The 12,243-nt window shown below is 59.4% G+C and carries 9 protein-coding genes; 3 read left to right on the top strand and 6 right to left on the bottom strand.

What is annotated here, in order from left to right; all coding sequences use genetic code 11:
* Window positions 1-23: 23 nt before the first annotated feature.
* The 4 genes from J3364_RS04380 to J3364_RS04365 form a co-directional block, all read right to left on the bottom strand.
* Window positions 24-1,418, bottom strand: a complete 1,395-nt coding sequence (locus tag J3364_RS04380) for a DUF1329 domain-containing protein (RefSeq protein ID WP_123634249.1) — start codon at window positions 1,416-1,418, stop codon at window positions 24-26.
* A 341-nt stretch (window positions 1,419-1,759) separates the two neighbouring features.
* A complete protein-coding gene (pepN, locus tag J3364_RS04375) occupies window positions 1,760-4,399 on the bottom strand; it encodes an aminopeptidase N (RefSeq protein ID WP_349557083.1) in 2,640 nt (879 codons plus the stop codon).
* Window positions 4,400-4,472: 73 nt separating this feature from the next.
* Window positions 4,473-5,345 (bottom strand): DUF2797 domain-containing protein, encoded by an 873-nt coding sequence (locus J3364_RS04370; RefSeq protein ID WP_349557081.1) that lies wholly within the window; start codon window positions 5,343-5,345, stop codon window positions 4,473-4,475.
* Between the two features lie 11 nt (window positions 5,346-5,356).
* Window positions 5,357-5,617 (bottom strand): YeaC family protein, encoded by a 261-nt coding sequence (locus tag J3364_RS04365; protein WP_349557079.1) that lies wholly within the window; start codon window positions 5,615-5,617, stop codon window positions 5,357-5,359.
* Between the two features lie 453 nt (window positions 5,618-6,070).
* Here J3364_RS04365 and J3364_RS04360 point away from each other — a divergent pair, with 453 nt between their 5' ends.
* Together J3364_RS04360 and J3364_RS04355 are read left to right on the top strand one after the other, a co-directional pair.
* Window positions 6,071-7,303 (top strand): tyrosine-type recombinase/integrase, encoded by a 1,233-nt coding sequence (locus tag J3364_RS04360; protein WP_349557077.1) that lies wholly within the window; start codon window positions 6,071-6,073, stop codon window positions 7,301-7,303.
* Window positions 7,304-7,325: 22 nt separating this feature from the next.
* Window positions 7,326-7,742, top strand: coding sequence for a thermonuclease family protein (locus tag J3364_RS04355; protein ID WP_349557075.1), 417 nt, complete (start codon window positions 7,326-7,328; stop codon window positions 7,740-7,742).
* Between the two features lie 766 nt (window positions 7,743-8,508).
* On the opposite strand, the gene J3364_RS04350 is transcribed toward J3364_RS04355, so the two are convergent.
* Window positions 8,509-9,495: a phage portal protein gene (locus tag J3364_RS04350; RefSeq protein ID WP_349557074.1), complete on the bottom strand. Its 987-nt coding sequence runs from the start codon at window positions 9,493-9,495 to the stop codon at window positions 8,509-8,511.
* On the bottom strand, window positions 9,495-11,258 hold the full coding sequence (locus tag J3364_RS04345; RefSeq protein WP_349557072.1) for a terminase large subunit domain-containing protein: 1,764 nt from the start codon (window positions 11,256-11,258) through the stop codon (window positions 9,495-9,497). The genes J3364_RS04350 and J3364_RS04345 overlap by 1 nt, the downstream gene beginning before the upstream one ends.
* A 154-nt stretch (window positions 11,259-11,412) precedes the next feature.
* Here J3364_RS04345 and J3364_RS04340 point away from each other — a divergent pair, with 154 nt between their 5' ends.
* The gene (locus J3364_RS04340) at window positions 11,413-12,234 is read left to right on the top strand and encodes a GPO family capsid scaffolding protein (protein ID WP_349557071.1); all 822 of its coding nucleotides are present in this window, start codon (window positions 11,413-11,415) and stop codon (window positions 12,232-12,234) included.
* Window positions 12,235-12,243: the final 9 nt, after the last annotated feature.

The following is a 12,243-nucleotide window of genomic DNA, read 5'->3' as shown; positions in this document are numbered from 1 at the left end:
CGGGTTATCGTGTTCTCTCCCGATCAGCGAACGCTGCGACGACGCAGGGATGCCGGCGAGAAGTAACGCTTGTTGGGTACTTCATCGGTGAAGACCCGGGTATTCGGTTCTTCGGTGTCCAGGCCCTGGACGTTGTAGCGACGCGCCTGCAGATCATTGAAGACCTCCAGGGTCGACCAGACGCCCGGCAGCTCATAGAAGTTCTTGACGATGGCCATGCTCACCCGCCAAAGCTGGTCGCGGCTGTCGTACTGATCCACCAGCAGCGTATTCCAGCTGTCTTCATCCACATAGAAACGACGCTTGGAGTATATGTGGCGCTCGCCCTTTCTCAGCGTAGCCAAAACCACGTGAACGCGATGCAGTTCCCAGCGGGTCAGATCCATATTGATGTGGGATACACCCAGGATCTTGCTGTAGGGCACGCCCTTCTGCGCGATCTTGTAGTTGTTGTAGGGCACGTAGATCTCGCGCTCACCCTCGTAGGTCCAGTTGTAACGGTCCAGGGCGCCGTTGAAGATGTCGGTATCGTCCGCGGTGCGCAGGTTATCGGCAGCGGCGATCGGCGAGTCGTAGCCCAGGTTCGGCGCCCGGCGTACGCGGCGCTGACCGGCGTTGTAACCCCAGCCGTTACGCGGGTTCTTGATCTGGTTCAGGGTCTCGTGGACCAGGATGGCGCCACCGGCCAGACGCGGCGGGGATTCGGTGAACGACAGGTAGTAGAACAGGATGTTGTCCAGCGTGGACTCATCGCCTTCCGGATTGTAGAAATTGAAGAAGGCTTCCTGCTGGGAACGGATCAGGGTGTAATCGCCGTTCTGCTGCACCGCCACCTCGTTGGCGCGACGCGTCAGGTTGATGCCGCGCCAGCGGGTCAGGTGGTTCCACATGACCTGGTAGGCTTTCTGCTCGTTGTCGCCGCTCAGAATCGGGAATGGGTAGCCGCCGTAGGCGCCCTTGATGCCGGCCCCTTCTCCGACGATGGTGGCGGAGGTGGCGTTTTCCTTGGTGTTCTTGGCCACCCAGTCCGGAATCGCGTGGCTGCGTCGGGTCCGGTATACCGGGATATGAAAGGTGGTCGGGTAGGTTTCGATCATGGCGATGACACCATCGCTCAGGTGATCGCGATACTCGTCGAGATTCTTGGCGTTGATGGTGAACAGGACTTTGTCATCCGGGAATGGATCCGGATGGAAGTCACCGCTTTCCTTGTAGCCGGAGCCTGCAGGCGGCTTGGTGATGCCGCCGGTCCACGCCGGAATCGTGCCGGAGGCATTGCCGGCCACAGGAGAGCCAAACGGGGTCAGATCCTGTCCCAGGCGCGCAGCTTCGGCAGCAGAAACCGCGGCACTCGCCTGGCCGGAGATCATGGAAAACGCAAGCACACTGCCCAACAGCCATTTCTTGTTATGGATCATTGTTCGGACCTTTCATGTGTCTAAAAGCCGAAAGGCTTTTGTTTTTTATAGTGTTTCCGGTCGGTTCGAGCCGGACCGGCAGCGCCATTCAGCATGGCATCTTGTTCTTCAACCGCGTCGGCGAACCGCCGTCACGGGGGCGGGACTCCCCTCGCACCGGGAATCCACCTGCAAGAATCGAAGGTTAGCGTATATGCGGTCAAAATCCATCAACCGAAAGTGCGATTTTGTAGCGTTGTGCAACGACAGACGGGGCGATGGCGGAGCGTTAGTGGTCGGCCTGGAAGGCAGGAAGGAGCACCCCGGACCAGGATGCGGCCCGGGGTGTGAGTTGAGGACGATCAGTCCTTGAGGGACTTGTGGACCACCTCGTACACGTCCTTGGAAAGATCCGGCTTGGCCTGGATCTGCTCCAGGGCCGCCCGCATGCCCTCGCGATACACCTCGCCGTAGTTGCGCCAGCGCGTGAGCGGCGCCACCAGGCGGGCAGCGATTTGCGGGTTGGAGCTGTCCAGGGACAGGATATGCTTCGCCAGGAAGCGATAGCCGGAGCCATCCTCGGCGTGGAAGTTGGCGAGGTTCTGACCGGCAAAGGCGCCAATCACCGAACGGATCTTGTTGGGATTCTTCCAGTCGAACGCCGGGTGCTCGAGAAGAGCCTCCACCGCCGACAGCGTCCCGGCCCGCGGGCTGCCGGCCTGGATGGAGAACCACTGCTCAACCACCTGAGGGTCGTTGCTGAAACGATCGTAAAACGCATCCAGCGCCTGGGTACGGTCGGCTTCGAAGTCGGAGTTCACCAGCGAACGCAGCGCCCCGGACTGATCGGTCATATTAGTGGCCGAATCGAACTGCTTGAGCGCCATCTGGCGCGCCTCTTCATCATTGATGTGCAACAGCCAGCTCAGTGCCGTGTTCTTCAGGGAGCGACGGGCAATCGCCTCCGGCGTCGGCTCGTAGGCACCGTCTTCGCGGTTGCGCAGGTAACAGGCCATCAGCTCTCCCTGCAGCTCCAGCGCCAGCTGGTTCAGGACACGGGTGCGTGCGCTGTGGATCGCCTGAACATCCGCCACGTCGGCCAGTTCAATCAGGTAAGCCTCGCTGGGCAGCTGCAGCATCTTGGCCACAAGGGCCTGATCCAGATCGGTGTCCGACAGCAATTGACGGAAGGCGGTGACCAGCCGCGGATCCACGGTCTGTTCCTGGGGCTGGCCCACCATCGACTGGATGACGTCGACCGCAAGCCGCTGACCGGCGTCCCAGCGGTTGAAGCCGTCGCTGTCGTGGCTCATCAGGAACAACAGCTGATCACGGCTCCACGGGTAACGCACCTTCACCGGCGCCGAGAAGCCGCGCAGCAACGACGGCACCGGACGTTCGGCCACATCGCGGAAGACAAAGGTCTGCTCGGATTCGGTCAAATCCAGAATCCGCTGGGTCGGCGCCCCGGACTCGCCCGCACTCAACTTGAGCGGCAGATCGGAGCCATGCTCTCCGATCAGGCCAATGGCAAACGGGATGTGCTGCGGCTTTTTCTCAGGCTGTCCCGGGGTTGGCGGAATCTTCTGGCTCAGGGTCAGCGTGTAGGTTTTGGCCTGCTCGTCGTATTGGTCAGTCACATCAACCACCGGCGTGCCGGCCTGCTGGTACCATAGGCGGAACTGGCCCAGGTCGCGGCCACTGGCCTCCTCCATCGCCTTGACGAAATCGTCGGTGGTCACCGCCTGGCCGTCATGGCGCTGGAAGTAGAGATCACTGCCCTTGCGGAAGGCTTCCTCACCCAGCAGCGTATGGATCATGCGCACCACTTCGGCGCCCTTTTCATACACAGTCAGCGTGTAGAAGTTGGAAATCTCGATGTAGGAATCCGGCCGTACCGGATGGGCCATTGGGCCGGAGTCTTCGGCAAACTGGGCGGTGCGCAGCAGGGTGGCATCTTCGATCCGCTTGACCGTAGGGGAGCCCATGTCCGACGAGAACTGGGAGTCCCGGAACACCGTGAAGCCTTCCTTGAGGCTCAACTGGAACCAGTCGCGACAGGTCACCCGGTTACCGGACCAGTTGTGGAAATACTCGTGCGCCACGATGGCTTCGATGCGCTGGAACGCCATGTCGGTGGCGGTATCCGGCGTGGCCAGGACGCACGAGGAGTTGAAGATATTGAGCCCCTTGTTCTCCATGGCGCCCATGTTGAAGTCGTCGACGGCGACGATCATGAAGATGTCCAGATCGTACTCGCGGCCGTAGATCTGCTCGTCCCAACGCATGGAGCGTTTGAGGGAATCCAGCGCGTGGTCGCACTTGGCGGCGTTACGCGGCTCCACGTACATACGCAGATCAATCTCGCGGCCGGACTGGGTGGTAAAGGTGTCTTTCTTCTCCGTCAGGTCACCGGCGACCAGCGCGAACAGGTAACAGGGTTTGGGGAACGGGTCTTCCCAGGTGACGAAGTGACGACCGTCTTCCAGATCGCCGCGATCCACGTCATTGCCGTTAGACAGGAGGATCGGGTAACGCGCCTTATCGGCCTCGACCCGAGTCCGGAACCGCGCCATCACGTCCGGGCGATCCGGGAAATAGGTGATCCAGCGGAAACCCTCGGCTTCGCACTGGGTGCAAAACATGCCGGACGACTTGTAGAGTCCTTCCAGCCGGGTGTTGTCCTGCGGCAGGATCCAGGTCACCACGCCCAGGGTGAAGGTATCCGACACCTTCTCGACCCGCAGACCGCCGGAGGTCACCTCGAAATCGGACGGTGCCAGCGGCAGGCCATTGAGCGTCAGACCTTCCAGTTCCAGACCTTCGCCATCCAGCTCCAGTGGCTGCCCGGGATCCGCCTCAGGATTGCGCCGGATCTCCATCGAGTTGTAGACGCGGGTCCCTTCCTCGAACAGTTCGAAACGCAGGTCGACATGGTCCACCAGATACGGCGGCACCTTGTAATCCTTCAGGTAAATGGTCCGTGGCTGACTGGTTCGCATGGTACTTTCTCCGATTTGGCGATCCCGGTTCGGGCCGGGAACGGGTGCCCCGCCGTCGCGGGAGCACCCCACTTCAGTTTGAAAACAGGTCCGATGTCTGCGGGGTCTCGTCAAACACCTGCAGACGCACACTGTACGCGGTGAATTTGCGAATGTTGATCACGCCGCTGTCGAGAATCAGGTACTGGCCCTTGATGCCTTCCAGGCGCCCGCCCACCGACGGGGTCTTGTCCAGGTTGTGGGTCTTGATCCGGGCGGGCCACACCTCGACCGGATAAGCCAGGTCGAGCGCCTCGTCCGATACCGGCCTGATCGCATCCTGCCCGTGCGTGTCGCGCAAATCATCCAGCGACGCCTCGATCTTCTCCAACATACGCGCACGCTCTTCCACCAGGTCGAGTGCCGGTACATCGCCCTTGAGCATGGCCCGCCAATTGGTGCGATCGGCCACGTATTCTTTGCAGACCACCTCCACCAGTCCCGACAACTGGCGTGTCGTCACTTCCAGCATGGGAATGGCGGCAACGGCGCCCTGATCGATCCAGCGGGTTGGCACCTGCGACTTGCGGGTGATGCCCACCTTCAGGCCCGATGAATTGGCCAGATAGACAATATGGGGCACCATGCAGTGGGTTTCGCCCCACTCCGGCTCTCGGCAGGTGCCTTCATGGTAATGGCATTTTTCCGGACTGACGATGCAGCTGTCGCAGGCCGCCAGCTTCCGGAAGCAGGGATAGCAGAACCCCTGGTTAAAACTCTTCTTCGTCAGGCGATCGCAGTGAATACAGCGGATTTCCCCGTCGAAATCGATCTGGATGTCCCGGCCGATCAAGTCGTTCAGCGGCACCAGGGTCTCACCGACTTTCATCCGGTAATGCACTGGCGGTCCGGGTTCGACCGGCATCTTGCGCAACGGACCTTGGACATCAACAACAGCGGACGACATAGACGGCGGCCTCAATTCAGGATGCGAATGGGCGTCGTATCGTCAGCGGGCGTTGAATCCCGCAGCTCCTTACGCTCGCGGTCGATGTATCCCACCCGTTCGTTCTGGGGGATATTGTGCTCGTTTTCGTAATAGATCACAGCTTCCATGCAGATCTGGCGCTGATCCTCGGAAACCGGGCGACCATCCGGCCATTTACCCAGTTCGACAGCGCGGCGCAGACTCTTGTAAACGGTGGGATCCAGCCGTTTGATCAGTTCATCGTAAGTCATCTTCTCCCCTTAGATCACTGGCGCCGACGGCACCATTTACCAACGGCGCAGCACTCGGCCAATCCTGTCAGCTTAACATAGAGGCGATTGTTTACGGCGGCTCCGACTTTGGAAATAGGCTATCACCACGATGGTGTATTGCGCCGGGGAAAATTTTTTAAAAAAAGTGGGTAGAAACCTTTGACAATCGATAATGATAATAATTATCATTTCAACCGTACCAAGTGAGAACGGTCGTTTCATTTGGTCTCTCTCATCAGGAGCTATGGGAAGTAACCTCACGTCACCTGACGTGTCGTAAAACCCTGCAACAGGCTCATTTATGGCTGGTGTTGGTTAACCGGGTCTAACCTAGCGTAACCACACCAGCCCTTTTTTTATTGTATCCCCTCGTGTATACCATTCGGCTCGTCGCGTCCGATCGCTGTTGTTCTGCAGTAGGTATACACGCCCATGAAGCGAAACCAGATAAAACGCCGCCCCCTGGCCGATACGGTGCTGAACTCCCTGGAGCCTGAAAGCATCGAGTACCGAGAGCTGGACGGCGACGGCCTCTACATCCGAGTGAAGCCGAATGGTACCAAATCCTGGAACCTGCGATATAAGCGCCCGAATGGGAATTGGTCGTGGAAAGGGATCGGCCGCTTTCCCCAGATGTCAGGCAAGGCCGCACGAAAGGAAGCTGCCAGGCTCAATGCGATGGCCGCCGATGGTATCGATCTGAGCAAACTGGACGAGTCCGGAAAATCAAAGCCGCGATTTTCAGACGTTGCCTGGGACTGGTACCGGAGAAAGGAAGCCGATGGCGTTTCCACAAAGACCCTGCGGATGATGAAGGACGCGCTGGATAAAGACATCATCCCCCCGCTGAAGCGCAAGGCTGCCGATCAGGTGACCCGGGCCGACTGCACGATGATCCAGGAGAAGATAGAAAACCGCGGCGCCTGGCATATCGCCAAAAAGGTCCGGATCTGGCTGAACCAGATATTCAGCCAGGCGATCGCCCAGGGCAAGTGTGACCTCAACCCTGCCAGCGAACTGAGACACGTAGCCGCAAAGGCACCGCCAACCAAACATCATCCGCACCTGCTGGAACCGGACCTGCCCGACTTCCTCCAGTCCCTGGAAAACTCCAACAGCCTCTACACCACCCGGGTAGCTGTTCAGATGGTGCTGCTCACCGCCTCGAGGCCGGGCATGGTAAGGCTCGCCGAATGGAGCGAACTGGACCTGGACGAAGCCCTTTGGTCTATTTCCGGACTCAAGATGAAGAAGAGCCGGGATCACCTGGTTCCGTTGCCGGACCAGCTCGTCCGGATGCTCAAATGCCTGAAGGAGATAACCGGCACCAAGCGTTATCTGTTCCCAGGCGTCCGGGGAAACCAGGTCATCTCCCACGGCACGATAAACGCGGCGATCGCTCTGATTGGTTACAAGGGAAAGCTGGTCGGCCACGGATCCAGACACACCGCATCTACCTTGCTCAACGAACACGGATGGCGGGAAGCCTACGTCGACATGCAGCTTTCCCACGTTCGCCAAGGTGCCTCTGGTGTCTACAACAAGGCGAAGTATCTGCAGCAGCGCCGACTGATGATGCAGTGGTATGCCGACTACCTGGATGCCCTGCAGAACGGAATTACAGAAGAACAGCAGCAGTCATTCGCCCAGCTGGTGCTGCAATAAACCAGAAAAGGAGATATCGAGCGTGAGATTCGCAGCAGTATTGGCGCTGTTGCCGGCCGCCGCGCTGGCTGACTACGGGAGCGTCAGGGTAGACGAGGTGGTCCGGGTTTACGACGGAGACACGATCACAGTGAACATTCGCGAGTGGCCACGCCTTCTCGGCGAAGAAATCGGCGTGCGCATTAGCGGAATCGACACACCAGAGATCCGCGCCCATTGCGAGAACGAGAAAACGAAGGCTTACGAGGCCCGGGACCTGGTCCGAGGCATCCTGGCCGGCGCGCAACAAGTCGAGCTGCGCAACCTGGATCGGGGAAAGTACTTCCGGGTTGTCGCTGATGTCTATGTCGACGGAACCAACATCGCGGACCAGGTGATGAATGCCGGCCTCGCTCACGAGTATGACGGCGGCACGAAAGAAACCTGGTGCCCGTTGTAGCAACTCCCCATCACGGCCGCCGATGACCTCCCCACCCCTTCCTTTTACGGCGGCCAGTTCTCCCATCTTTTGTTTATAAAAGCTCGCGAGTTTCGAGTGATATACGCGTGTGTGCGCATGCGCATAGGCTCTGCTGGCTCAGAATCCTGCGGGGCTTCGGAAAACTGTAACAAGTGCAATAAGTGTAATTTACGGTTCTATCTATCTGAATTTAAAGCCTATTGCTTGTTACACTTTTAGAGTTAAAAACGTAACACGTTACACTTAGGTACTGTTACAGAAGCCGAAAACCAGCCCCAATAAAATCAACGGTGTAGCACTTTTGTTGCACTTTGTTACGTTTTGACTGTAACAGGGTTTTCTCAATAATAACGGGCACTTACAATCCAAAAAAAGCGCTGTTACACCTGTTACACTTTTCCGATGACCGCCTGTTTTATCAGATACCCGGCGGGCAAATATCAATGAGTTACGGTACTCGGGCGCTTGATGATCTGGGGGCGTTGATAAATCGCTGCACCAAGAGCCCGCAGGCGGGGCGGGGTGACCGCGAGCTTCACCCAGTGCCACCCCACCCGGGGGGATCCCGTGGCGCCTCTGCATGGCTTGCCTCGTGAGCTGGCACAGATGCAGATCGGAAAGCCAACGATAGTTATTCGCACATTTCTCGACGCGTGTGGCGGGATATTGGGCGGGATTCCTGCGGGCAATAAAAAAGGCCACCCGCAGGTGGCCAAGGCGCTGACGCTATCGCGCTGTGACTGGTTTAACTGGCAGCTTCACCCAGGGTGTACGGCCGGAACTTGATCACCTCTTTACCCACGATGTCGTTCATCTCCAGCAGCCGTTCCTGAAGGGGCTCCAGTTCGTTGGCTGCAAACACCCGGGCAGCCTTTTCGGAGTCACCGAAGCCGGATGTGTTCGTGGGGATGATGCCCATCAGCTGGGGCGGTACCCGATGCCCGGCCAGTTGATCGTCGCGAGTGGCGTTCTTGATGTTCCAGAACTCGTCCTTCGCCGCCACTTCACTGACAGGGATCACCTGCATGCCGTCCTTCTTCCCGTTGGGTGCGTAGACGAACAGGTTCTTGAAGTTGCCCGGGCCTTTGGCATCGCGCAGAGCCTGGCGTAGGTTGTCGATGTCTTCCTGCTGCTGGGCCGCATCGGTCATGTACATGATGAATCCGGCGTGGGAACCGTTTTGGTAGTATTTGCGGCGGAACAGCGTGGCGCTCTCGTTCAACCAGGCCGACTGCAGGGAGCCGATATAGTCGGGCACGCCGTACAGCTCCTGGTCGATGTCCGGTTCCATCAGGTGAACCACACTCCCCTTCTCGAACTCGGTCTGCTGCAGCCAGTCGTGAACCCACCAGTAGGAATCCTCTTTCACACCGCGCCGGGTGTATTTGGCCAGGATCGGTTTGATCCGGATCAGACGCCCCAATCGATTCTCGACCTGCTCGCCGTAGAGGTTGCCGAACACCAGGTAATCCAGTGCCATGCGCGAGAAGTCCTGGCGGCTCAGGAAGCTGGTCGGCTGGAATGACTTAACCAGGATGTTTCGCTTCACCTGGAGCGCACTGCCATGGTGAGCGGTGGCCCGGTAGGACTTGGCCAGCGCCGACATGTCCACTGGCGGTTCGTAGTAGTCCTGGCCGGCCATCCAACAGCCGGTGTAAAGCATGTCGTACCGGTCCATCACCGGTACCGGATCGCCAAACGTGAACGCTTCGACGTGTTGGGATTGGGCCATCAGTAAATCTCCATCATGCTGCCCCGCTGCTCGGTGGGACCTTCGAGGGGTTCGTTTGCCAGCGCGTGCATCGCAGCCCATGCCAGGTCGGCATGGCCCGTGTCCTCACGGCGGCCGGATTTGTAGGTGATGTGGCGTTGCGAATCGGTCATGCCGCGGCGGATCGCCATGAAGCTTTGGGCCATATCCGTCCAGCCGGCGTCGAACTGCAGCCGACCGCGATCGATGATGTTCTGCGTTTTGATCACCAGCCGGGCCTTCACGTCTGGCGAGTAGTTGAAGCGAGTCACCGCCGGGAAGAATTTTTCGACCAGTTCCGCCACCGCTTCGCCCAGGCCGGTGGTGTCCATTCCGATGTAGGACACGTTGTAGCGGAAGGTGAGCTTCCTGATTTGCTCAGCCTGCTGCTCATAGTCGAGGCCGCGAAGGCGGATTTTCTCGACAATCCGGTGCGGTCGATTGGCGGACTTTGACGGCAGCACCACCACCAGGCCGGCACCATCCCCATCCTCACCGCTACCGGACGGGTCGTAACCGATCCAGACTTCCATATCGCCCAGCGGCCGATCGGCGTAGGGCTTCAGCTCTCGCCATTCCACCCAGCTGTCGACCATGCAGCGCTGCAGCTTGGCCAACGGGAACACCGCGTGCGTATCGTCCACGAACTGGCACATCAGCAGGTTTGCGAATTCGTCTTCCGAGTACTCGAGGCGCAGCTGGTCGATATCGAACAGGTCGCAACCGCCCTGCATGGCATCTTCCACCGTCACGATCTGGCGCCATTGGCCGTCGTCGCATGCCAGGCCATTGGCCAGCGCCGCATGGGATGTGTCGACCGTGACTCGCTTGTCCTTGGCCCGGCGCTTGTTGAACAGCTCACCGGTCCAGAACGGGTAGGCATCGTGGGTAACCGCTGAAGGCGTGGAAAAGTAGGTCTGGCTCCACTTCTTGTGCATGGCCATGCCGGACGCCACCTTCCGGAACTCCTGGAAGTTCTGGATCCAGAAGTACTCGTCCATATACAGATCGCCGTGGTAACTCTGGGCGGTGCGGACGTTGGTACCGAGAAAATAGAGCGTCGCGCCATTCGGAAGGACCAGCGGATCGCCCCGCAGCTCCACCCCGCAGGTGTCCTTGATGAACTGGACGATGTACTGCCGGAACACATGGGCCTGGGCTTTGGAGGCACTGAGGAAAATCTTGTTCTTGCCGGTGTGGAAGGCGTCGACGATCGCTTCCCGGGCAAAGTACCAGGTGGCGCCGATCTGGCGGGATTTCAGGATGTTCCGGATCCGCTGCGTCAGGCCGGCGACCTTCCAGCGGTGCTGGTAGTCGAACAGGGATTCCTCGAACGCGCTGGTGATCAGGTCCAGGCCGTCTTCACCGATGTCGTTCTTAGCCTTGCGCGGGGCCCGGTTGCGCTCCTGGATCTTCGGGTTCAGGTCTGATTCCCGGCCGGTTTCCTCGTACTTGTGAACCCGCGCCAGCCTCTCGATCTGCCGGCCCAGCAGGTCGATTTCCTTGAAGTCCTTCCCTTCCTTCTCGTCCTTGAAGATCAGCTGGACCATTCGCGCTTCCAGCGAGCTTTCCACCCGCTGGATCGGCTGGGACTCATCCCAGTTGAAGCGCTTCTTCCAGTTGCTGAAAAGCTGCGGACTGATACCCAGTTTTTCGGCAATGCGCTGCGGCCGCCATCCCATCCAGTACAGGGTGCGGGCCTCAACGAAGTGTTCGCGGTAATCAGATTCGACGGCGTTATCCATGCAGCCAGCGTAAAGGCTGCCGGCCTGGCATCACTGCGCGGGGATTTGTCGGGGAAAACGGGACAACCGCAACCGGTTGGCTTCGATGGGCTGTGGCACGAATCTGGTGGCACTTGAGACGTACAGCATCGCCCAACAGCACTGGAGAGGCAAGATGAAAAAATGGTTCCGCGTGGCCACCGAAGGTGCCACCACCGATGGCCGGGCGATCAGCCGGGCCTGGATCGAACAGATGGCCGCGAACTTCGACCCCGCCAAGTACGGCGCCCGGGTCTGGCTGGAACACATGCGCGGCATGTTGGCCGATGGACCGTTCAAGGCGCTGGGCGATGTCCATGGCCTGCGCGCTGAAGAAAACGCCGACGGCAAGATGGAGCTGCACGCCCAGATCGAGCCGACCAAGGATCTGATCGCGATGAACAAGGATCGCCAGAAGATCTACACCTCCATCGAAGTGGATCCCGAGTTTTCCGACACCGGCGAAGCCTACCTGGTCGGTTTGGCCGTCACCGACTCACCCGCTTCTCTCGGCACCGAAATGCTGCAGTTCAGCAGCCAGGCGACGCATAACCCCCTGAGCGACCGCAAGCAGCGCCCCGAAAACCTGTTCTCCGCGGCCATGGAAGCCGAATTCGACTTCACGGAAGACGGCGGCGACCAGCCGGGTTCGGACGAGCCATCGCTGTTCAACAAGGTCAAGGCGCTGTTCTCCAAGCACCGCGACGCCAACGCCGCCAAGTTCGCTGACTTCCGGACGGACCTGGAAAAGACCCTGGAACTGTTCGTCGGCGAGACCCAGAAGCTGCAGGGCGAGCTGGAATCCCGGGACGCCAGCTTCAACCAGTTGAAGCTGGACCACGACGCCCTCCAGCAGAAATTCGACGCCCTGAGCGCCGAGCTGGAGAACAGCCCGCACCATCACAGCCAACGCCCACCGGCCACCGGCGGTGACGCTTCTAACCTCACCGACTGCTGAAGGAACGAC

This window comes from Marinobacter sp. NFXS9, assembly GCF_040148665.1.
Taxonomy (GTDB): Bacteria; Pseudomonadota; Gammaproteobacteria; order Pseudomonadales; family Oleiphilaceae; genus Marinobacter_A; species Marinobacter_A mangrovi.
Note: the sequence above shows the minus strand (reverse complement) of the source record. Positions and strands in the feature narration are given on the sequence as shown.